The sequence below is a fragment of the Streptantibioticus cattleyicolor NRRL 8057 = DSM 46488 genome (assembly GCF_000240165.1).
GTDB classification, from domain to species: Bacteria; Actinomycetota; Actinomycetes; order Streptomycetales; family Streptomycetaceae; genus Streptantibioticus; species Streptantibioticus cattleyicolor.
This window is the reverse complement of sequence record NC_017586.1, coordinates 1,478,020-1,500,443: the sequence shown is the minus strand read 5'-3', so window position 1 is coordinate 1,500,443 and position 22,424 is coordinate 1,478,020. Positions and strand designations below refer to the sequence as shown.

General features: G+C 69.9%; 16 protein-coding genes and 1 pseudogene. 7 read left to right on the top strand and 10 right to left on the bottom strand.

Annotated features, from left to right (window positions below; translation table 11 throughout):
- Positions 1-48 precede the first annotated feature (48 nt).
- Genes SCATT_RS06385 through SCATT_RS06375 form a run of 3 tightly spaced genes read right to left on the bottom strand, consistent with a single transcriptional unit; the run spans position 49 to position 9,814 of the window.
- On the bottom strand, positions 49-2,367 hold the full coding sequence (locus tag SCATT_RS06385) for a UvrD-helicase domain-containing protein (RefSeq protein ID WP_014142137.1): 2,319 nt from the start codon (positions 2,365-2,367) through the stop codon (positions 49-51).
- Positions 2,364-9,089, bottom strand: a complete 6,726-nt coding sequence (locus SCATT_RS06380) for a DEAD/DEAH box helicase (protein ID WP_014142136.1) — start codon at positions 9,087-9,089, stop codon at positions 2,364-2,366. The genes SCATT_RS06385 and SCATT_RS06380 overlap by 4 nt, the downstream gene beginning before the upstream one ends.
- Entirely contained in the window at positions 9,086-9,814 is a 729-nt protein-coding gene (locus SCATT_RS06375; RefSeq protein WP_157894811.1) for a hypothetical protein, read from the bottom strand. Before SCATT_RS06375 ends, SCATT_RS06380 begins: the two co-directional genes overlap by 4 nt.
- 93 nt (positions 9,815-9,907) lie before the next feature.
- Here SCATT_RS06375 and SCATT_RS39350 point away from each other — a divergent pair.
- The 3 genes and pseudogenes from SCATT_RS39350 to SCATT_RS06360 form a co-directional block, all read left to right on the top strand.
- Positions 9,908-10,087: pseudogene (locus SCATT_RS39350) on the top strand (transposase); the annotation flags it as partial.
- Positions 10,033-11,100 (top strand): IS3 family transposase, encoded by a 1,068-nt coding sequence (locus SCATT_RS06365; protein ID WP_014142133.1) that lies wholly within the window; start codon positions 10,033-10,035, stop codon positions 11,098-11,100. The pseudogene SCATT_RS39350 and the gene SCATT_RS06365, both read left to right, overlap by 55 nt.
- A gap of 254 nt (positions 11,101-11,354) precedes the next feature.
- Positions 11,355-11,699: a DUF6086 family protein gene (locus tag SCATT_RS06360; RefSeq protein ID WP_014142132.1), complete on the top strand. Its 345-nt coding sequence runs from the start codon at positions 11,355-11,357 to the stop codon at positions 11,697-11,699.
- Between the two features lie 300 nt (positions 11,700-11,999).
- Here SCATT_RS06360 and SCATT_RS06355 read toward each other — a convergent pair whose 3' ends face one another.
- Positions 12,000-12,260: a DUF397 domain-containing protein gene (locus SCATT_RS06355; RefSeq protein ID WP_014142131.1), complete on the bottom strand. Its 261-nt coding sequence runs from the start codon at positions 12,258-12,260 to the stop codon at positions 12,000-12,002.
- Complete coding sequence (locus tag SCATT_RS06350; protein ID WP_014142130.1) at positions 12,257-13,141, bottom strand: helix-turn-helix domain-containing protein; 885 nt, start codon at positions 13,139-13,141, stop codon at positions 12,257-12,259. The genes SCATT_RS06355 and SCATT_RS06350 overlap by 4 nt, the downstream gene beginning before the upstream one ends.
- A gap of 151 nt (positions 13,142-13,292) precedes the next feature.
- Here SCATT_RS06350 and SCATT_RS06345 point away from each other — a divergent pair, with 151 nt between their 5' ends.
- Complete coding sequence (locus SCATT_RS06345; protein ID WP_014142129.1) at positions 13,293-13,745, top strand: ATP-binding protein; 453 nt, start codon at positions 13,293-13,295, stop codon at positions 13,743-13,745.
- A gap of 73 nt (positions 13,746-13,818) precedes the next feature.
- On the opposite strand, the gene SCATT_RS06340 is transcribed toward SCATT_RS06345, so the two are convergent.
- From SCATT_RS06340 to SCATT_RS06320, 5 genes are all read right to left on the bottom strand, one after another.
- Positions 13,819-14,247: a DUF6299 family protein gene (locus SCATT_RS06340; protein WP_014142128.1), complete on the bottom strand. Its 429-nt coding sequence runs from the start codon at positions 14,245-14,247 to the stop codon at positions 13,819-13,821.
- Between the two features lie 128 nt (positions 14,248-14,375).
- A complete protein-coding gene (locus SCATT_RS06335) occupies positions 14,376-15,266 on the bottom strand; it encodes a PhzF family phenazine biosynthesis protein (RefSeq protein ID WP_041824476.1) in 891 nt (296 codons plus the stop codon).
- Between the two features lie 563 nt (positions 15,267-15,829).
- The gene (locus SCATT_RS06330) at positions 15,830-16,585 is read right to left on the bottom strand and encodes an SDR family oxidoreductase (RefSeq protein ID WP_014142126.1); all 756 of its coding nucleotides are present in this window, start codon (positions 16,583-16,585) and stop codon (positions 15,830-15,832) included.
- Positions 16,586-16,668: 83 nt separating this feature from the next.
- Positions 16,669-17,904, bottom strand: a complete 1,236-nt coding sequence (locus SCATT_RS06325) for an IS110 family RNA-guided transposase (RefSeq protein WP_014142125.1) — start codon at positions 17,902-17,904, stop codon at positions 16,669-16,671.
- A gap of 249 nt (positions 17,905-18,153) precedes the next feature.
- Positions 18,154-19,356: an IS110 family RNA-guided transposase gene (locus tag SCATT_RS06320; RefSeq protein ID WP_014142124.1), complete on the bottom strand. Its 1,203-nt coding sequence runs from the start codon at positions 19,354-19,356 to the stop codon at positions 18,154-18,156.
- Positions 19,357-19,569: 213 nt separating this feature from the next.
- Here SCATT_RS06320 and SCATT_RS06315 point away from each other — a divergent pair, with 213 nt between their 5' ends.
- From SCATT_RS06315 to SCATT_RS06305, 3 genes are all read left to right on the top strand, one after another.
- Positions 19,570-19,869 carry a 4a-hydroxytetrahydrobiopterin dehydratase gene (locus SCATT_RS06315; RefSeq protein WP_014142123.1) on the top strand — a complete coding sequence of 100 codons (300 nt, stop codon included), beginning with the start codon at positions 19,570-19,572 and terminating at the stop codon, positions 19,867-19,869.
- 108 nt (positions 19,870-19,977) lie between these two features.
- A complete protein-coding gene (locus tag SCATT_RS06310; protein ID WP_014142122.1) occupies positions 19,978-21,300 on the top strand; it encodes a Bcr/CflA family multidrug efflux MFS transporter in 1,323 nt (440 codons plus the stop codon).
- Entirely contained in the window at positions 21,297-22,418 is a 1,122-nt protein-coding gene (locus SCATT_RS06305; protein WP_014142121.1) for a serine hydrolase domain-containing protein, read from the top strand. Before SCATT_RS06310 ends, SCATT_RS06305 begins: the two co-directional genes overlap by 4 nt.
- Positions 22,419-22,424: the final 6 nt, after the last annotated feature.

The window sequence follows — 22,424 nt, the reverse complement described above, 5'->3', positions numbered from 1 at the left end:
TGTTTGGGGCCCGGCCTCCCCCTGGCGGGGGGAGGCCGACCGTGAAGGTCAGACCGGCAGGTAGGGACTGGGCTTGCCGTGCCAGCTGATGGCCAGGGCATCGCGGGCCCGGGTGGTGGCGACGAACAGCAGGGAGCGGGCCTTGCGTTGCTCGCGCTCGTAGCGGGGCGGGTCTTCGGTGCGGTATCGGTCGATGACGTGGGTTCTGGGGATGATGCCGTCGCTGGCGCCGACGATCGCCAGGCGCTGGTACTCCAGACCTTTGAAGCGGTGCATGGTGCCGACGTGGACCTCCCCGTTGCCCTTGGGGCCGTCCTTGGTGAGTTCGGCGCAGGTGATTTTGGCCTTGGTGGTCAGGTAGTACATGGTCTGGCTGACCATGTCGCGGTCTGCGACGCAGACGGCGATGTGGCCGCTGGGGTCACGGGGAGAGCCTTTGTCGTCAACTGAGAGTTCCTGGCGCCAGGTGGTCAGTGTTGCGGCGAGCCCGGCGAGTTCTTCGTCCCAGGTTTCGTAGGGGGTGAAGGTGGGGGCGGGGCCGTGGAGGACGGAGCGGTATCCGACGAGGTTGTCGGTGCCGTCGTCGAGGTCGTCGTAGCTGACCTTCTGGATGGGGTTGCGGGGTTCGACGACGCGCAGGGCCTCGGCGAGGATTTCCTTGGTGGTGCGGTAGCTGAGGGTTAGGCGGGAGGAGCGGCCTCGGATGTTGATGCCGAGGGCGCCGAGCGAGACCTGGTGGTCGTAGATCCGCTGGTGGGTGTCGCCGGCGATGAAGATGTCGTTGGACAGGTCCGGGTCGGCCATGGCCCGCAGCATCTTCCAGTGGGCGGGGCTGAGGTCCTGTGCTTCGTCGACGATGATGTGCCGGTAGCGGTAGCCGAGGTAGCGCATGCCGGAGCTGTTGTCGCGGTGGATGAGGTCCACGCCGCCGATCTCGTCTTTGTATTCGCGGCGGGCGCGGATCTTCGCGGCGCGTTCGATCTCGAAGCGGGCGGCGCGCTCGGACGCCTGGCCCCAGGTCTCCACGCCGAGCTTGTCCAGGCGGGCGGTGAACTGTTCGATCAACTTCCAGATGTGGTTGCGTTCGGGCCGGGTCAGGGAACGGCCGCGGCCGGCGCGGCGGGCTTGGAAGTAGGCGGAGCGGGTGGGGACGGACTGGCCGAGGATGACCTGTTCCCATTCTTCAAGGAGGAACTCCGCCTCCCAGCGGTGGTCGTCCAGTTCGGCGAGGAGCTGGCGCATTTCGTTCAGCGCCACGTGGTTGTAGACGCGTTGTTTGGCGCGTCCAGGTGCGGTGTTCTCGCCCAGGACGCGGGCGGCGAGCTGATCGATGTGGGCGATTTCGACGCGAGCAAGCAGCTTGGGTTCGATGAGGGACGCCAGGCGCTGCCGGAGGTCGGTGGTGAGGTTCTTGGTGAAGGTGGTCAGCAGGATGGGCTTGTTGTTGCCGGGAGGAAGGTGCTCGGCGAGGTGCTTGACCCGGTGCAGGGCGACGATGGTCTTTCCGGTGCCGGGGCCGCCGGAGACGCGTGCGGGGCCGTTGTAGTGGCGGTGGACGATGCGTTCCTGGGTGGGGTGGAGGAACACCTTCCAGGCGCGGAAGTCACCTTCGTCGATGATCGCTTGCACGGCGTCGTCGACAGTGGTGACCTTGGTCCGGGTCAGGGCCGCGGCGAAGTCGCCGAGGTCGGGTTCGTGGCCGAGCTCGACGGGCTGGGTGATCTCCTTACGGACCTCGTCGATGGACATGCCTGAGGCCAGGCCGTAGAGGATGTCCTTGGACAGCAGCGGCGCACCCTCGACGAGCTGGTCCAGCTCGGCGCTGTCGGTGACGGCGAGGGCCAACTCGATCAGCTGGTCGGCAACGCCCAGCTCCCGTAGATCGACGGCGCTGTATGCGGCGAGCAGCGGAGGGACATCAGCCGCTGCTGCGGGCTGCGGGGCCGGGGCGGGCACGGTGGAGGGCACGGCCTCGTCGGGCTCGGCCGGGGTCAGGGTGATGCCGGCGCGGCGCAGAGCGCTGTCGCCGACGACGGCGAGGTCGACGAACTCGATCTCACCGGTGATGCGGTTGACCGCGACCTGGAGTTCCTCGTAGACGTCCTTGCGGTGGCGGACGGCGATGACCAGCCAGCTCTCCGTGCCATCCGGATCGACACCGGCCCGCGCCAGCAGGGCCCGGTAGGAATCATTGACCCGCGCCGACCAGATGCGCGAATCACCCTTGAGCTTCTTGAGCCTCAGGCCCGGCTGCTTCGGATTGTTCCGGAAGACGTGGCAGAAGTTGTAGAACTCGGCTTTGACCGAGCCGTTGAGCTTGTACAGCTCCTGTTCGGCCTTGCGGTACAGGCTGAGCCGGGCGGTCATCGAGTGGTGCCTTCCGTGTCGGGGAGCTGTTCGAGCAGCGTGTCGAGGTGGTCGAGCCATTCGGCGGCGGTGCGGATGGTCCAGCCGTCCTGGGCGTAGGCGGCGTTGCGTCGCTGGGCCTCAGGGTCGTCGTCACCTTGGTGGGACATGACCACGGCGATCTTGAGGCCGGGGATCTGCCAGGCGAAGTCGACCTGCCAGCGGCTCGGCCCGAGTTCGAAGCCGAAGACGGGGGCCTGCTTGCCGTGGTCGGCGAGCGTCTCGGCGAGGCGAAGGAGATCGGGCGCCTCGTCCGGGTCTTCGCGGAGGATCTCCAGAATGTCCTCGTCCCAGGCCGCGTCCCGGATGATCTGGCGAAGGGCGGCTTCCGCCGACGAGTCGGTCTTCCGCTCCAGGTGGGGGAGGCGCACGGCCTGCTCGGCTGCCGGTGGCACAGCGGCGGTGAGCGAGTGGAGTTCGCCGAGCCCGCCGCAGACGGCGAGGACCTCGACCTCGAAGTCCGCCGCCCGGCTGGCGGCGAGTTGGACACCATCACCGCCGGCGAGGGACAGGAACTGGGTGATGTTGGTCCAGTACAGCCAGGACCGCCACCGCAGCTTGTGTTCCTCCGTGTCGAGAATGGCCTCGGTGTCGTCGAGGACGGTCAGGGCCGTCCACCGCAGGTTCTCGGGATCGGCGGCGTCCAGGGCGAAGACGATCGGCAGACCGTGCTCGTCCCGGGTGCGGAAGACATGGACCGGACCGATGCCCGCTGTATCCGCCTTGACCGGCCTGGCGTGATGCTCGCCGGGCGCGAGAGAGGCGAGCTGGTCACGCAGTGCGGCGACGAGCTCGCTGCGTCGGCTGGTCGCAGCCACAGCGGTCGTGTCGGGTACGGCGGTCAGGCCGGTGACCAGGGCGCGGGCGCGGCGGGCCCAGCGCTCGCCGTCGGGATCGCGCAGGTAGGCGATGAGCGTGTCGATGGGGTTGGTGAACACGGCTTCGCCGAGGTGGGCGCGGTTGCCTCCGTACTGCTCGTACGCGGCCTTGGCCTGCTCCTGGGCGGTCCCCCGGTACGGCGGCCAGACGGCCTTGGTACGGGTGGGACGCTGCTCGAACAGGTCGATGTCCGCCCAGGTGATCTGGAAGACGATCGTCCCGTCGGCGCGAAGGCGGGTGCGCTGAGCGGCGTTCTTCGCGATGAGGTTGTGCTCCCGGGTGGCGTGGAAGCGGAAACCTTCGAGATAGACGTGGACGCTCTGCGTCGGCCCGCCGACCCGGGTGAAGGTGAAGTCCGTACGGGTTCCCTCCAGCTGCCGTTGGGCAGTGAGCCGCCAGTGCATGATGTCCGAGCCATCGGTGAACCGCAGATGCCCGCTGGCGTGACCGTCCTCGTCCAGGGCCGCGTCGTCGGTGACCTTCACCCAGTCCCGCAGGGCGGCCAGGAAGCGGGCTTCCAGGTCGGATTCGACCTGGGCGTCCAGTCCGACCAGCCCGGTGTGCTCCACATCGCTGACGTCCCAGCCATCCTCGCCATCCCTCTTGAACAGCAGCGATTCCAGCACGGTGAGTGCCGCCTGCCGGGAGACGACGTCCTGGAACTGCTCGGGGGTGTAGCGGTGCAGGCAGCGGTGGCAGGCGCGCCGCTGTTCTTCCGCGCAGGGACATGCTGTGAGCTGTTCGTACGCCCGCGCAAGGGTGTCCCGGAAGGCGTGGCGGTCGGTGAGCCGGTCCAGGTAGCCGGTGCCGCCCGGTAGAGAGTCGAAGAGCACCAGGAACCAGCGGCGCTCGCCGCTGTCGAGGTCCGGCATGGATGCCACCGTGGTGTCCAGGTGCTGCGGGTCGCCGCCGAAGTGCAGGTCCACGCCCAGTCGCAGGGCGGCCCGGAAGGAGTGCACCCGTGCGTCCACGTCCGCAGTCGCCGCCGGGATGAGGATCCGCAGGGCCTCGGTCTGCAGCTGGTGCGCGAGCAGTACCTGCTCCTGCGTGACGCCGTCTTTCTTCCCGCGGCGCAGCGGGCACCACGGGCGGTGGTGCTTGAGCTGCGGGGCACGGGCCGCGGCAGAGTCCAGGGCATCGGTGTCGTGGTCGAAGACCGGACGGCCGTCCGCCGAGGCGGCACCACACGCGGTGCACACATGGAAGGGGTTGAGGCGGACCAGGTGGCCGGCGAAGTCGTCGCGGGCCGGCACGTCATAGCGGACCGGCCCTACGTTGATCCGGCGGATCACCGCGGTGCGGCAGTAGTCCACGCCGAACGTCTCCCGGTCGTGCCGCCAGGACAGACCCCGCTCGATCTTCTCGACCGGAATATCGACCGCGTCCACAACGGTGTACGCGCGGCGGTCACGGTCGTCCTTGTCGTCCCGGATCCGGGCGTCCTCGCGCTTGTCGCGCGAGGTCACGGTGGCCGGCTCGACGACCTGGAACAGGCAGGAGCCGTCGTCGGCGATCTGGCTGGTCTTGCAGCGAGGGCACGGAGAGCGGTCCTCGGCGGCGTTCTCGGTGCGTACGTAGCCGCAGCCCGGACACACTCGCCAAGTCCGCCACTCCTGACGCCCGCCGGTGGACAGTTCCAGGCCGGTGATCTCATGGCGGTAGCCGTTGACGTAGAAGGTGTTGCCCGGCGCCAGCTCCTGAATCGCCAAGCGACGGGGCCGCTCGTAGGAGACGGTCTCGGAGGAGTACACCACCTTGCCGGTCTTCGGATCGATGCCGTCTTCGCCGTACAGGGTTGCCGACAGCGTCGTCGCCGAGTCGATCAGCGCGTAGTTCGGCAGCAGCCCAAGGTCGCACAGCGCGCTCTGCGCCGAGGTGTCGCCCAAGCGCAGCAACTGCCTGCCCACACCGCGTCGTTCAGCGTCCAGCTCCGCCTTCTGCCGGGCCTGGTCGGGATCGGAGTCGTGCAACTCGCCGTGAGCCTCGTCGATGTCACGCAGCCGCGCCCGCAAGGCGTCCTCGGCGCGCCGCCACTCGCGTTCGGCCTCCTCCACCGCGCTGCGCAGGCCATGGGTCGCGTACGCCGCCAGGTCGGCCTTGGCCTGGTCGCTGACGCCCGTCGGAAACAGCCGCAAAAACCCCTTGACCAGCTCCTCGCCCTGCGCGATGGCCACCTCGACCAGATCGGCCAGGTACCCCGACGGCCCGAACAGGCGGGGTGCCTTGTGCGGCAGCGCGCGCAGCACGATGCCGTCCGCTCGCACCAGGCGGCCGGCGGCGGCCAGATCGAGCAGGTGCGCCAGGTACTGCCGGCGCAGGATCTCCACGGCGGACAGATAGCAGCCGGGCGGCACGATGGTGCCGGCGATCAGGTCCTTGGGGCGCTCCAGGAAGTACAGATCGCGCCGCCGCCGGTCCGGGATGGTCAGCAGGAAGGCATTGCCGGTGCGGCGCCCGGCCCGCCCGACCTGCTGTGCGTAGGAGGCCGGGCGGCGCGGCAACGCGGCCAGTACGACGGCTGACAGGTCACCGATGTCGATGCCCATCTCCAGCGTCGGTGTGCAGGAGAGCACATTGGGGTCTTTGAAGCCCCCGCCGCGCTTGAACGCTTCCTCGACCTTCTCCCGCTGGTGCCGCGTGAGCATGCCGGTGTGCTCGGCCGTGACCACCTGATAGGTGCCCGCCTTGAGGTACAGGCGCCGGTAGTAGTCGTTGGTGTAGTCGCGGTCGCGGTGGTGTATCCCGAGGCCCTCGGGCCGGTCGCCGGCTACCAGGCGGCCCTTGCGGCACCGGTAGAAGGGGCAGGGCTGGCCATGCCACTGGTCCAGCAGCGACGGGTGCACCGTCTGCTCCCAGAAGCACACCGGGCAGCGCACATACGAGACCCGGACCTGCGCGTCGTCCAGCAGCCGGGCCTCGATGTTGCCGGGCTTGAGCCCGTACACCCGCACCGAAGTGTCATTCGGCGTACGCACCGACAGCAGGCCCATCGAGGCGAGTTCGGGCAACAGCCTGCTCCACAGCTCCGGCATCAGCTCACGGGGCAGCTCCAGGCACCGTCCCGCCCACCGCTCGTACCAGGACAGCCTGCCGGTCGCGAAGTCGAACTCGCTGCCGTTCTTCGGCTGACCGAGGAGAAATACCGGGGCGGCGATCCCTCTGGGGAAGGCACGCATACCCGGTGCCCGCTTGCCCCAGATGAAGTACCGGCTGGTGCCCGCCTCGTCGATGTACTTGTCCAGCCACTGATGGGCTACGGCACCACGGGTGCGCAGCCGCTCCAGGAAGATGCGTACGAACGCCAGATACCGGGCGTCGTCCTGCACCACCAGCGGCAGCCCGTCGCGCACGCACTCCTCATGCACCTGCCTGACCAGCGCGGTCACGGCCGACGGGTCGTCGATGCGCACCTGCGCGGCGGCGGTCCGGGTCAGCTCAAGTGTGCGGCCGTTACGGGAGCGGAACCCGAACTCCATCAGCGCCTCGAACGCCAGCCGCTGACCGATCAGCCGCCATGTCTTCAGGTCGCCGCCACGGCCTTGGCCGGACAGCAGCCGGTCCACGCCCTTGAACCCGTGCAAGTCCGGTGGCACCACCGCGGAGAGGGTGTCCTTGTCCGTCGTCGCCTCGACAACGTTCGCGAGCAGATCGTTCAACGCGGTCGGCTCATCGTGGCGCAGATGCTCGGCGAGCAGCGCGCGCAGCGAGAAGGTGTAGGAGCGGTTCGCGACGAATCCGGCCCGGTGCGCGGCGTCCTGCACCGAGTCGTTGAACATCAGCGTTTTGTCCTCGCGAAGCTTCTTGTCGAGCTCCCCGCCGGTGAACAGCTGGGTGATCGACGCCGCGGCCATCGCCGCGGCACCGGTACCCAGGTAGCGGATCGCGTTGCGCTCACCGCATGCCGGACACCAGTCCTCCTTGGCCGCCGTATTCGCCGTCTCCCCGAAGTTCACCAGCACGAACGCCGAGTCACGAGCCGTCAGCCGCGGCTCCTTCGTCTCCCGGTCGTAGTCGTTGAGCGGATCGGGCAGCCGCAGCCGCTTGCGCGTGCCGTCCAGCACCATCAGGATGCCGCCCGCCCCCTGCGAGGCGGCCGGACCCTGCTTGCCGCTGGCCGCCGTGAGCAGTGCCGCGCCGGAACCCTCACGGGCCTCATGGTTCGTCGCGGCGATCAGGTTCCGCACCCGCACCTTGTCCTGGCCCAGCGAGGCTCGCCGGATCTTGTACGTGTCGAACTGGACGTCGTGGTCGTCACTCTCGGGCGAGAACACCGCCCAGCCCGACCGCCCGCAATCACGGCAGTAGACCGCCGGCAGGAACAGGTTCGCGTTCTGCCCCGACGTCGCTGTCGTCACCGGCGCCGTACGGCCGCTGTCGGCCGCTCCGGCGTCCGCCATCCCGGCCGCGTCCCAGCGGAACTCCGCCTTTGGCCACGGCAGCACCCCGCGCAGCAGCCGCGACACCGAACGCGCCCACTGATGCACCTCCACGTGAACAAACGGCCGTGGCTCCTGGGGCGAGGAATCCGCATCCCGTGCGTAGGACAGCAGTGCGACGAACCGTGCCAGTGCCTCCGCAGCCTTCTCCGGCTGCCGGGTCACCGCCTCGGACCAGCCCGCAGCCCCGGCTCGCCACATCACATCCAGCACCTCGGCGCTGGTCTTCACCTCACCACCCAGCGCCTGCATCACCGCACGGGTGAACAGATGCCGCTTGAGATTCCCGCCGAGCGTGAAGGGATCGAGGTCACGGACGCCCGTCACTTTCTCGATCAGATCCAGCAACGCCTCGTCCCCGGACGACGGATCGGGCAACGCCAGCAACTCCTCCGGCGTCGGCATCGGCTGCAACGTCACCTCCCCGAGAGGGAGAAACTCGTCCACCGACAGCCGGTTCTCCCCGACGATCGCGTCGGGAGTGAACTCCGTCCCGAAGACATGCGTGGCCACCTCCAGCAGACGCGCCACACCGTCCTCGTCCGTGCCCGACGCCAGCGTCGCGGAGGTCGCCACCGGACAGATCTTCCCCAGCGGCCGGCCTTCCTCGGACGCGCCCACGGCTGCTGCGAGTCGCCGCAGCAGCATCCCGACGTCCGTGCCCTGCGCGCCGTCGTAGGTGTGGAACTCGTCCACGACGACGTAGCGGATGCCCGACTCCCGCCACAGCGGCGCGTCGTCGGCGCGCTGGAGGAGAAGGTCCAGCATCTTGTAGTTCGTTATCAGGATGTCCGGCGGCGACAGCTGCATGTCCGAGCGCCGCGTCAGCACCTTCTCGTACTGCGTCGCAGCCCGCTCACCGATGTACAACCCGGCCGACAACTTGCCCAGTTCGGCGTTCTGCGTGAGCAACTCGTTGATGCGCTGCGCCTGATCCGTGGCGAGGGCGTTCATCGGGTAGAGGAACACCGCTTTGACGCCCGTATTGCCCGCCTCGCGCTCCCGGCGGCAGTGGTCGAGCACGGGGTAGAGGAACGACTCCGTCTTACCGGAACCGGTACCCGTGGTGACCAGCGTCGGCTGTGGGGTATGGCCGTGCGCGGAGCTCAGCCGCGCGAACGCGACTGCCTGGTGCGCGTACGGCCGGAACCCCTCCCGTTGCCACTCCAGGTGCTTGCGCCATGTCTCGTCGGCGACGGTGAAGGGCGTTCGGATCCGCAGGTACGGACCCCGGAACATGCCGGAGGTCTCGTCCCCGAGGAACCGGTGCAGCGCCTCCCGCGCCCCCTCGTCGGTGAGCGCGTACGTGGTGGACAGATACTGCAGCAGACTCTCCTTGAGCCCGCGTGCTTGCAGCGTCGGCCTCACGGCTTGGGCACCTCCTGCTTCACCGGGTCCCACTCACCGCGGGCGATCGCGTCGTCGAGTCGCTTCTGGAAATAGGCGTGCGCCTCGCGCATTTCTTTCTCACGGTCGGCTTTGTAGAAGGGAGTCGTGTAGCCCTCAGGGACGGGAGCGTTGGTCGGGTCTTGCCGATACGCCTCGAACTGCTGGAAGTGCTCCTTGACCTGGCCATGACCGTAGGCGTACGGGTCGCGAGCGAGCCGGCGGCCGGCCCCGTCGAACCACATCTCGGCCTCCCGCTCAAACAGCACGCCGTAGCGCGAGGAGTAGATCGCGACCAGTTGGTCGGCCGTGATACCAAGCCAGACCGAGACCAGGGCGTCGAGCTCGACCAAAGCGGCACGGCGCTCCAGCTCGGTGCGCAGCGGGGTCCTGGTGCTCCATGTAGGGGCGAGCGAGACTGCGAGCGGCGCTACCGTCTCGGGCCAGCTGGTGGCCCAGTTCTCGTAGTGCGGCCAGGTGGGGTGATAGAGCTCTTGCCACAGTGGACCGTATGCCTCGGTTAGGCAGTTCAGGCGCAAGGTACGCAGCAGAAGCGGATGCGCGAGGGGATGGTCAGTAACGGCGGCGGGCATCCTGAGCGCCTCGGTGACCTGCAGATCGGAGCGGCCAGTGATCCGCAGCAGATAATCCAGCGGAAGGGACGCCCAGAAGCCGGCATTCAAAGCAGTAGCGCGGTTGTCTGCCAAAGCCAGGGAATGCACAGCATGTTGAGCTGCACTGATCTTCGTGGAGTCCTTGAAGCCTGGGTTACGATCCAGGCGTAAGGAGAACCACCTGCAGTGCCAGCACCACGTAAGTACCCCGATGAACTCCGCGAGCGCGCCGTCCGCGAGGTCCGCTCGACCGGCCGCCCAGTGACGCATGTCGCCCGCGACCTCGGCATCCACAAGGAGGCCCTGCGGTCATGGGTTCGCCAGGCCGAGGCCGACGCCGGCGAGCGCGACGACCGCCTGACCAGCTCCGAGCTGGAGGAGCTGAAGCAACTCCGGAAAGAGAATGCCGAGTTGAGGCGGGCCAACGAGATTCTCAAGGCCGCCAGCGTGTTTTTTGCCCAGGAGATCGACCGTCCCCGGACGAGGCCGAGCAGGTGATCGACCACCTGCGAGACAAGGGCCTCGGGGTCGATCCCGTCTGCCGGGTGCTGGGCTTGTCTCCCTCGACGTACTTCGCGCGCAAGACGCGACCGAAGTCCGCCCGCCGGTTGCGTGATGAAGAGCTGATTCCGCTGGTCACAGCCGCGTGGGAGGACTCCGGCCGCACCTACGGCGCCCGCCGGGTCACCCGCGCGCTGGTCCGCGCCGGCCACGCGGTGGCCCGCTGCACGGTCGAGCGGCTGATGCGGGAGCTCGGGATCGAGGGCGTCATCCGCGGGCAACGTCGTCGCACCACGGTCCCCGAGCCGACCGCGCCGCGTCCGCCGGATCTGGTCAACCGGCGGTTCACCGCCGAGCGGCCGAACCAGCTGTGGTTGGCGGACCTGACCTACATCCGCACGTGGTCGGGCTGGGTCTACGTGGCGTTCGTCCTGGACGCGTACTCCCGCCGGATCGTGGGCTGGCAGGCCGCCACCCACATGCGCACGGACCTGCCGCTGGACGCACTGGAGATGGCGCTGTGGCGGCAGCAGATCAAGAAGGACGCCGGCCTCATTCATCACAGCGACCGCGGGTCGCAATACGTGTCCATTCGCTATACGGAGCGATTGGCCGAGGCCGGCGCCTCCGCGTCCGTGGGCTCCGTCGCCGATTCGTACGACAACGCGATGGCCGAGGCCTTGAATGGCACATTCAAGGCCGAACTGATCGAGCATCAGGGCCCGTGGCGGGACTTCGACGAAGTCGAGCGGGCCGTCTTCCAGTGGGTCGCGTGGTACAACGGTGAACGACTCCACTCCGCCCTCGGCTACCTGCCACCCGACGAGTACGAACAGGCGTACTGGGCGAGACCGGAGCAAGTCCCACAGACCGCTTGATCACACGATCGCGGACTCTACGAAAGTCGGGGCAGCTCAGACAGGTGGGTCAACAAACAGGTTGACAAGAAGCTGCGGAGCTACATCGAGGCCCAGCGCTACATCAAGCACTACGAGCACGCGCCCATCGGGGTCTGGTTCACCGACCCTGCCGTGAACACGGCCAACCCTGGCCTGCGGGCCCTGGTGGAGCAGAGGATCAGAGAGTTGAGAGCCGAGTTCCCGGGCGTGGACATCCGGCTAAAGTGGCCGTCATGAGCTACTACTTCGAAGTGGGCGACGAGACCGTCTGGAATCCGGCGTCACGGGTGGGTGAACTCTATGTGGGCATGCTCGAGGCTGCCGCTGCGGTACTGAAAGTGCCGAGCGGGCTTACTCCGGGTGCCGACGAGTCCTATATCGACATGCCGGTCTTCGAGGTGCTGGTGCAAAAGATGCTTGCTTACCGCATTGAGGTCGGCCACCCGGCTATGAGCATCATGCTGGACGGCATTCTTCCGCTGTCGATCATGCTAGTGGAGAAGGGAGGCGGCACCTTGGCCGTGACCACTGAGCAGGAGCGGCGGTATCTGACCGAGGCGCGGGACAAGCTCCTGTAGCAGCAGTTGCAGCGGGTGTCCGTGCATGGACACCCGCTGCTTTCCCGGCGTACCGCTCGACTCGTCTGCCGCTCCTGTTCCCGCGGCGAACTGCGCGCATGCGTACCCGGCCGGGTTGTCAGACCCACCGCATAGAGTCGTCGCGATGGGGTCGGACCGGGGCCGTCAGCACTGGAGGACGGCCTGCTCCCTGGTCTGCCCGGGGGTGGTTGCGACCCAACCGGGCGTCCAGGCGTCGTTGAGCGCCACGAGTGCAGCCCGCCAGCCCGGCCCCGTCCCAGTCAGCAGGGGGGCGCTGGCTCACCTCTCCGCGTACGGTGCCCCCGCCGCGAACGCGACGAAGTCCGACCAGGCGGAGGGGGAGAAGGTGAGCTGGGGGCCCTCTTTGTCCTTGGAGTCGCGTACGTGGACGAGGGAGGGGCACGCGGCCACCTCTATGCAGTCGCCGTCCCCACCGCTGCTGTAGCTCGACTTGCGCCAGGAGACGGCCACCTCGATGCAGTCGCCGTCCCCGCTGCTGCTGTAGCTGCTCTTGAACCAGGCCAGTTCGCTGCTGCTCATAGCGCTCCTCGCATTCGCCGCAACAGACTCACGGAGTCTTCGAGCGTGTGAGCCTGCGAACGCATCCTGGCATACCGCCGTTGCAGGATGCTGGTCTCCTTGGGGTCGGAGACGAACAGCCCGCCACGCTGGCCCTCGTTGTAGGCGAACCACCTGCTCTCCTGCGTCTCCAGCAACTGCATCGGGCCTGCCAGTCCCGCATGCGTTTCCCTCACCAGAGGCATGACCTGGATCTCGACGTTCCGCTGTTCCGCGATGGCCAGGATGTGGTCGATCAGCTCTTGCGTGATGCTTACCCCGCCGGTGCGCCGCAGGAACAGGTGTTCCTCCAGGATGAAGCTGTACGTGGTGTTGGGTCGTTCCCACAGCAACCGCTGCCGTTCCGCTCGCGCTGCCCACTGGGCCTCGATCTGTTCGTCACCCAGTGGTGGCAACTGGTTCTCGAACAACGTCCTCCCGTACGCCTCCGTCTGCAACAGCCCCGGCACCACCCGGCACTCGTACGTGTACAGACTGACCGCCACCGCCTCCAGCCTCGCCCACCGGCGGAACCACGTCGCCAACCCGGGTTGGTGGGCGAGGTGTTGGGCGGCTTTGCGGAGGGCGCCGGTGTTGCCGAGAAGTTCTTCGGCGCGTTCGGTGAACGCGGCGTCGGGCATGCGGCGGCCGAGTTCGATGGAGGCGACGGTGTGTTTGGAGTAGCGGACGAGGGCGGCGAACTGTTCGCGGGTGAGGCCGGCGTGTTCGCGGAGGGCCTGGACGACGGCGCCGAAGGTGCGCAGACTGTCGGAGGGTTCGGGTTCGCCGCGGCAGGGGGACGGGGTGGCCGCGTCCGCCACGGAGTGTGTGTTGTCGTCCGGCCCCACCGTGTCCTCGCCCATCGTCGGCGACCTCCTGTACCCGTACCGTCTGCGGCAGGCGTTCATGGTTACGGACGGTCACCGGTACTGTCTACCGTGCGTGCGTGTACGCTGACGCGGCGTACGCGGGGTGGGGCTGGTGAACCGGGGGCGTCCGGGCCAGATTGGGCCCATGACAGCGTCTCTTTCCAGCCAGAATGCCGTCACCGTACGGGTGTTCAGCCAGTGTTTCAGCGCGACCCGGCTCGGGGCGCGACTCGCCCGGCGGGTGGTGGTGAAACGGCTGGAGGAGTGGGGGACGGGGCCCGGTACGCGGGTGGTAGAGGCGGCCGGGGTGATCGTGGGGGAGCTGGCCGCGAACGCGGTGACGCACGGGCGGGTGCCGGGGCGGGACTTCGAGGTGCGGCTGGCGCTGGTGGCGGGGACGGTCCGGATCGAGGTCTCCGACACCAGGTCGGAGCGGTGGCTGCCCGCGCCCGGTACGGTCACGGTGCCGAGCGCCCTCGCCGAGCGCGGGCGGGGGCTCGTGCTCGTCGAGGCGCTGGCGGACCGGTGGACGGTGGTCGAGCGGGTGCCGGTCGGCAAGACGGTGCGGGTGGAGTTGGATCTGCATGGGGCGCTGTGACGTGTGTCCGACTCCGTTGCCCCGCGAAAACGTTGGTGCGGCAAGACTCCGGTGACCACCGCCCCGCGCGGGGCTACCGCAACACCACCGTCCTCTCCCTCGACGCCAGGAACGCCGGGAGCGGCAGGCCGCTGCGCTCGCTCAGGCGGAGGATGTGGGCCTCGACGCGGGAGGGGCCGGGGGTGAAGGCGGTCCATTGCTGGTGTTCTTCGTTGACCCAGCGGTGGACGCGGCCGTCGCAGCGGGCGTTGGTGCCGCCGACGGACTGGTTGGCGCCGTGTTGCTTGAGGGTGGAGCTGACGAAGACGGGGTCTTCGGAGCCGTCGCCGTAGCAGCGGTAGGTGCCGGAGAGGCGGACGTCACCGGCCGGGGTGACGTGGCCGACGGGGTCGACGGTGATCCGGCCGGTGTCCCCGGGTTCGGCGCCGCCGGCCGGGACCGGCAGCGTGGCCAGCGCCAGTCCCGCCAGTGCGGTGCACATCAGGCGAGCAGGGTTGCGCATCGGAAGCTCTTCCTTCCTGGTGGGCGGTGGGTCACCGCGGTGGCGGTAAACCCCACAAGGGTTGCCCCCGCCGCCCGCCGGAAGGGGCCGGGCACGCCTGGCGTGCCCGGCGCGTTCGCCCGTTCGGCTCAGCCGGGCGTCAACCGCGTTGCCGTGCCGCTGACATGAACCCGCGGGTCGCTGGGGCGCAACTCGACCGTGAGCCGGCTCGGACGGCCCAGATCGGCGCCCTGGAACAGGGTGAGCGAGGCGTCCGTGCCGACCAGGCCGAGGGTGCGCAGATAGCCGCCGAACGCCGCCGCGGCGGCACCGGTGGCCGGGTCCTCCACCACACCGCCGACCGGGAAGGGGTTGCGGACGTGGAAGACCTCCGGCGACTCGCGCCACACCAACTGCACGGTGGTCAGGCCGAGTCGGGTCATCACGGCGGCCAGCCGGGCGAAGTCGTAGTCGAGGTCGGCGAGGCGTTCCCGGGTGGCGGCGGCCACCACGAGGTGGCGGGCGCCGGCGTACGCGACGCGGGACGGCAGCGCCGGGTCGAGGTCGGAGACCGGCCAGCGCAGCGCCGCCAGCGCCTCCGCCAGGTCGGCGGGGGCGATCGGCTCCACGTACGGATCGACGCTGGACAGCGTGGCGTACAACGCGCCCGAGGCGTCCCGGACCACCGACACCGGCACCTCACCGGCGCGGGTGGCGAACGTGAACGTGCCCTCGCCCGCCCGTTCCGCCAGCGCGACCGCCGTGGCGATGGTGGCGTGGCCGCAGAACGGCACCTCCGCCACGGGGCTGAAGTACCGCACGGTGACGTCGCGTTCGGCGGAGCAGGTCGGACCGGGGGTGACGAAGGCGGTCTCCGAGTAGCCGATCCCGGCGGCGATCCGCTGCATCGCGGCGTCGTCGAGCCCCCGGGCGTCGAGCACCACCCCGGCCGGGTTGCCGCCGGCCGGGTCGGCGGAGAACGCGGTGTACCGCAGCACCTCGGTGGCCGTGTCCCGCGCGGCCACGGAATTCGTCGTCATGCCGGGCCCAACGCCGACCCCGGGCGAGGTGTTCCCGGGTTCCGGGGAAACCACCCGCCCGCGGGACGGGGCGCTCCACCGCGTCGACGTTACGGCCGGGCGCTTCTTGCCGAGTCGACGTGCCCGCTCCGCCGGGTGCCCCGCTGCCCCGTTGCCCCGCTGCCCCGTGGCGCGGTCGAGGTCGGTTGCTTCGGCTTCTCGCGGGGTGCCTGCGTCGCATCGGCTCGGGTGCCTCCGGCGGCCTCGCGTGGTCGAGGCCCGCTCCGCCAGGTGCCTCGCTGCCCCGTGGCGCGGTCGAGGTCGGTTGCCTCGGCTTCTCACGGGGCGCCTGCGCCGCACCGGCTCGGGTGCCTCCGGGCGTTTCCACGTGGTCGAGGCCCGCTCCGCCGGGTGCCCTGCCACCCCGTGGCGCCGTCGACGCCCGTCGTCCAGCCACCGCTGCCGTGCACCCGGGTGCGCCGGGGCGTCTCCGCGCGGGTCCGCCCCGCACCGGTTCCCGTGCCCCCGACACCCCCTCGGGGGCGAACCCCGGCGGTAGCCGGCCACCCCGGGGCCGGGGCCCCTCAGCCCCGGCCGATGTACGGCATCGACGTGGCCATCACCGTCGCGAACTGCACGTTGGCCTCCAGGGGCAGGGACGCCATGTGCACCACGGTGCGTGCCACGTCCGCGGCGTCCATCACCGGTTCGGGGCGTACGGTGCCGTCGGCCTGCTTGATGCCGTCGCGCATGGGGGCGGTCATGTCGGTGGCGGCGTTGCCGATGTCGATCTGGCCGCAGGCGATCCGGTGGGGGCGGCCGTCGAGGGAGAGGGACTTGGTCAGGCCGGTGACGGCGTGCTTGGTGGCGGTGTAGGCGATGCTGTCGGGGCGGGGGACGTGGGCGGAGACGGAGCCGTTGTTGATGATCCGGCCACCTCGCGGGTGTTGGTTCTTCATGGCGCGGAAGGCCGCCTGGGCGCAGAGGAAGGCTCCGTTGAGGTTGACCTCGACCACGGACCGCCAGGTGTCGTAGGGGAGTTGGTCCACGGGGACGGCAGGCGTGCCGGTGCCGGCGTTGTTGAAGAGCAGTCCGAGCGGGCCGAAGCGTTCCCGTACCGCGGTGAACAGGGCGTCGACCTGCTCGGGGACGGTGACGTCGGTGGGGAGGACGGCGACCGGGGCGCCGGGGCCGGCGAGGTCGGCGGTCTCGCGCAGGGCCTCGGCGCGGCGGCCGGCGAGCGTGACCCGCCAGCCGGCCCCGGCCAGCGCCAGCGCCACCGCGCGGCCGATGCCCGAGCCGGCCCCGGTGACCACCGCGGTCTTCTGAATTTCGCTCATGCGCACGCAGCGTAGGCGGTGGGACCATGCGGTCACAGGCCCTTCGGAGGGAGTCTGATTCGAAAATCAACCACCCCCGCAGGTCAGACCGCTTCCGCTGATTGGAGGGACACTTGATAGCCGAGCATGTTGAGCTGGCTGACCAGGCGCCGCGTCTGCCTGGCCCGGCCGGTTCGTTGGACGAAGTAGTCGCCTCCGAGTTCAGCGTATTCGGCGTCGTTGGTGAGCATGTGCCAGATCGGGGTCAGGATGGTGTGGCCGATGGCGACCAGTGCGCGTTTCTTGCCGCGGCGGACTGCGATGCGTTTGTAGCGGGCGGCAAGGTAGGTGCCCTTGGTGCGGGCGGCTGCTGTTGCGGCGAGCCCGAGGGCGCCCTTGAGCCAGGGGTCGCCGGGGCGGGACTTGCCGGAGGTGTGCTTGCCGGCGGACTCGTGGTTGCCCGGACACATCCCGGCCCACGAGGCCAGGTGGGCAGCCGTGGGGAAACGGCTCATGTCCACGCCGATCTCGGCGAGGATCACCTCGGCGGACTTGGCGTTGACGCCCGGGATCGTCGTCAGCAGCTCGACCTGTCGGCGAAAGGGGGCGAGCTGGCGGGTGATCTCCTCGCTCAGCCGGGCCTCGGTCGCGGTTACCGCGCCGATGCGGTCGAGCATGGTGCGGGCCAGGAACGCGTGGTGGTCGGTGAACCGGCCGGTCAGCGCCTGGGCCAGGACCGCGCGTTTGGCTCGCATGCTGGCCTTGGCCATCTCCGCCAGGACCAGCGGGTCGCGTTCTCCGGCGATCAGGGCCTCCAGCATCGCGCGGGACGACTTGCCCAGCAGGTCGGAGACGACGGCGGAGAGCTTGATCCCGGCGTCTTCGAGAAGCTTCTCCAGCCGCTGGGCCTCGCGGGTGCGTTCGCGGATGACCTCGGTGCGGTAGCGGGTCAGGTCCCGCAGCTGCCGGATCTCCGGCGGCGGGACGAACGAGGGCCGGACCAGGCCGTGTTCGACCATCTTGCAGATCCACTCGGAATCGGCGACGTCGGTGCGGCCGGGGACGTTCTTCATGTGCCGGGCGTTGAGCAGCCAGGTCCCGATGTCGTTCTCCAGCAGGTAGAACACCGGCTTCCAGTACGAGCCGGTGGCCTCCATGCCGACCACGGTGATGCCCTCGGCGATCAGCCAGTCCCGCATCGCCAGCAGGTCACGGGTCATGGTGGAGAAGGTGCGTACCTCTTTCCGGCGCCGTTTGCCCGGCCCTGGAACGCGGACGCAGACCTTCACGTCCGCCTTGCCGATATCGATCCCGGCGCATCGTTCGTGGACAACGTCCATGCCCCGGTCCTCCCCTCGCGCGGTGTGCTGTTGTGCAGCAGCCGTCCGGCGGGGACCAAGCAGGCAAAAGAATCTGATGCACATGCTCGAAGCAACACTTCCGGGTGCCTGACGACGGGTCCCCGGCGTCCTACTCAATGTCGGGTTCCGGTGGCACCAAGATTCCGCGACGTCAGCCGGACGGCCGTAACCCGATTTTCTCCCCTTTGGGGAGTCGCCGTCAGGAGATCGGATCACTCAATGACTGAGTCAAGCCGCCTGCGCGGCAGGCGGGGCGGAGGTGAAGGCCCGTCCGTCGCGCAGGAGTGCCCACAGGACGCTGGCCCGTCGGCGGGCGAGCGCAATGATCGCCTGGACGTGCTTGCAGCCTTCGCCGCGCTTCTTGAGGTAGAAGTCCCGGTTAGGACCCTCGCGGATGATGCTGGTCTGCGCGGACAGGTAGAAAACCCTGCGCAGGCGGCGGCTGTAGCGCTTGGGCCGGTGCAGGTTGCCGGTCCGCCGGCCCGAGTCACGCGGGACGGGCACCAGCCCGGCCGCCGAGGCGAGGTGGCCGGCGTCGGCGTAAGCCGTGAGGTCGCCCGCCGCGACGACGAACTCCGCCCCGAGGATCGGCCCCATGCCGGGCAGGGACTCGATGATCTCGGCCTGAGGATGGGCGCGGAAGGTGTCGCGGATCTGCTTGTCGATGCGCTTGAGGCGGTCGTCCAGGGCCAGGATCTGCGCAGCCAGGTCGGCGACGATCGCTGCGGCGATGTCCTCGCCGGGCAGCGCGGTGTGCTGGGCCTCAGCGGCTTCCAGTGCGGTGGCGGCCACCGCGTCGGCGCCGCGGACACCGCGGTTGGCCAGCCAGGCCGTCAGGCGGGTCCGTCCTCGGCGGCGGATCGCGGCCGGGGTCTGGTAGCCGGTCAGCAGGACCAGGGCGCCCTTGTGGGCCGAGTAGTCGAAGGCTCGTTCCAGGGCGGGAAAGATGCCGGTCAGCACGTCGCGGAGCCGATTGATCATCCGTACGCGGTCGGCGACCAGGTCCGTGCGGTGGCCGGTCAGCAGCGCGAGGTGGGCCGCGAGCTGGACGGGCACGTCGATGGCGGCCAAGTCCCGGCGGTGACGGGCGGTTTCGGCGATGACGTAGGCGTCGCGGGCGTCGGTCTTGGCCTCGCCCCGGTAGGCGCCGGACATGCGGTTGACGGTCCGTCCGGGCACGTAGACGGCCTGCTGGCCGTGGGCCGCGAGCAGAGCCAGCAGCAGCGCGGAGGAGGTACCGGAGATGTCCACTGCCCAGTGGACCTTCTCGGCCAGGTCGAGGATCTCACCGAGCGCGGCCAGGATCGCCGTCTCGTCGTTGTCGATTTTCTTCGACCACACGGTCGGGCCGCTCTCGTCGACCACCGCCGCCCAGTGATGGCCCTTGCCGGCGTCGATGCCGGCCCAGACCTGGGCTCGCCGCTCGCTCACTCGCCCCTCCTCGTTCCGCGTGAACTGCCGTCGGCCCGAGGAACACCCCGCTGTCATCTCCGTAAACAGCGACCGCGCAAGGCGCGCGCATCTCAATCAGCAGCCAGGGCGCCCCGGAGAACCGGACGGCCACTCCCTTCGAGCCACGACTGGCAGGACCCGATCAGCCACATCCGGCCCTCCCGGGCCGCCTAACAACTTACGGAGCACCCGATGACGATCCCCGACCCGTTGTCGCACAAGGAGATAGCGGACCGCCTCGCCGAGTTGCCCGGCTGGGAGCTGAGCGCGGACGGCCGCACGCTCTGCCTCGTCCACCGGCTGCCGCACCTGGTGGCCGCCCGGCTCGTGCAGCAGATCGCCCGTCTTCAGGAGTCCGACGGCCGTTATGCCCGGATCGTCCTGGAACGCGACCGGCTGACCGTCGCCATCACGGCGCACGACGCCAACGAGACGTTCACCGAGGGTGACTTCGACCTCGCCCGCCGGATCAGCGACCTCGCCTCCGCGTGACCTTCGGCGGCGCCCCGGCGTTCGGGTCCGGCCGCCCTCGGGTAACGAATCGAACACGCCGGAATCCCGGCAGGTCACCCACGTGTTGCCGCAAGCATGGAGACCGAGATGACCGAGCCCGGCCCCACCGCGGCCGAAACCCCCCGCGAACACGACCGAATATCCGACGACAACGGGCACCAGGCGCACGAGGCAGGGGTGTCGCGGGACTCGGCACGCCGGTCCGGGCTGCTGGTCACCCTGGTCCTGGGCGGACTGACCGCGCTGCCGCCGCTGTCGATGGACATGTACCTGCCCGCGCTGCCCGCCGTCACCAAGGCGTTCGGCAGCCCGCCGGCCACCGTGCAGCTCACCTTGACCGCGTGTCTGCTCGGGATGGCCCTCGGCCAGCTCGTCGTCGGCCCGATGAGCGACAAGTGGGGCCGGCGCACCCCGCTGCTCACCGGCATGGTGAGCTACGTCCTGGCCACCGCGGTGTGCGCCTTCGCGCCCAACACCGAGCTGCTGATCGCCTTCCGGCTGTTGCAGGGGCTGGCCGGGGCGGCCGGCATCGTCATCGCCCGCGCGGTCGTGCGTGACCTGTACGACGGACAGGCGATGGCCCGCTTCTTCTCCACGCTGATGCTGATCTCCGGGGTGGCGCCGGTGGTCGCCCCGCTCATCGGCGGCCAGATCCTGCGCTTCACCGACTGGCGCGGGGTCTTCGTGGTGCTCACCGTCGTCGGCGCGCTGCTCACCCTGCTCGTGGTGCGCCGCCTGCCGGAGACGCTGCCGGCCGGCCGCCGGCACGAGGGCGGGGTGGGCGAGGCGCTGCCCACCATGCGCGCCCTGCTGGCCGACAAGCCGTTCACCGGCTACCTGCTGGCCGGCAGCTTCGCCTTCGCCGCGCTCTTCGCGTACGTCTCCGCCTCCTCCTTCGTCGTCCAGGACATCTACGGCGCCTCGCCGCAGACCTTCAGCCTGCTGTTCGGGATCAACTCGGTCGGCCTGGTGGCGGTGGGCCAGTTCAACGGCAAGTTCCTGGTGGGGCGGGTGTCGCTGGACCGGGCGCTGGGCGTGGGGCTGGCGGTGATCACGGTGGCCGCGGTGGCGCTGCTGCTGATGACCTCGGGGGTCTTCGGCCGGGTCGGGCTGGTGCCGGTGGCCGTCGGGCTCTTCGTGCTGATGTCGGCGATGGGGCTGGCGATGCCCAACACCAACGCGCAGGCGCTGATGCGTACCCCGAACGCGGCCGGTTCCGCCTCCGCGCTGCTGGGCACCGCGCAGTTCCTGATCGGCGCGGTCGCCTCGCCGCTGGTCGGCATCGCCGGGGCGCACACCGCGGTGCCGATGGCGCTGGTGCAGCTCGGCTGCGCGGTCGTGGCCATGGTGTGCTTCCTCGGCCTGTGCCGCCCCTGGCGCACCGACCGGAGCGCTACCGTCGGGGGATGACCCTGCGCGGCCAGTTGCGAACCGCCCTGCGCGCCGCGGTGGAGCCGCCGCCCTCCGGCCATCCGTGGTGCGCGGGGGCGGTGGTGCTCGCCGGGGCGGCCGGCGGCGACGAGGTGTGCGAGACGGCCGGGTGGGCGGTGCGGTACGCGGCGTACGACCCGGTGCGCGACGAGGGCGTGGAGCTGCCGCGCGACGCGTGGCTGCCGGTGCGCGCCGACACCGTCTTCGACCTCGCCTCGCTGACCAAACTGTGCACCGCGATCCTCACCGTGCAGGCGGCCGAACGCGGCGAACTCGACCTGGACGCGCCGGTCGCCGCCGCGCTGCCGGAGTTCGGCGCGGCCGGCAAACACGAGCTGGCGCCGCGTCAGCTCCTGACGCACACCTCCGGACTCCGCGCCGAGCTGCCCTTCTACGACCACCCCACCGGAAGCGCCCGGCTGGAACCGCTGTGGGCCGAGGAGCCGCTGACCCGGCCGGGCACCGCCTACCGCTACTCCGACCTGGACTTCATCACCCTCGGGCTGCTGCTGGAACGGGTCACCGGCACCCCGCTCGACACCCTGCTGCGCGACCGCGTCACCGGGCCGCTCGCCATGGCCGACACCCGCTTCCGCCCGCCCGCCTCCTGGCTGCCGCGCACCGCCGCCACCGAGGACCAGCGCCGCCCCTGGGCCAAGGCCGACCGCGGCATGCTGCACGGCACCGCGCACGACGAGAACGCCCACGCCCTCGGCGGCGTCGCCGGGCACGCCGGGCTCTTCTCCACCGCCGCCGACCTCGGCCTGCTCTGCCGCGCGCTGCTCGACGGTGGCGCCGGGATCCTCCAGCCGCGTACCGTACGGCAGCTGACCGCCGACCACGGTCTGCCCGGCCGGCCGCACGGCCTCGGGTTCGAACTCGACCAGCCCTGGTACATGGGCGAGCTGTCCGGCCCCGGCACCGCCGGACACACCGGCTTCACCGGCACCAGCCTCGTCCTCGACCCGGCCACCGGCCACTACGTGGTGCTCCTCGCCAACGCCGTCCACCCCTGCCGCACCTGGCGGCGGGGGAACGCGGTACGGGCCGCGGTGGCCACCGCGCTCGCCCGCCACCGTCCCCGGCGGCCCGCCTAGGGGACG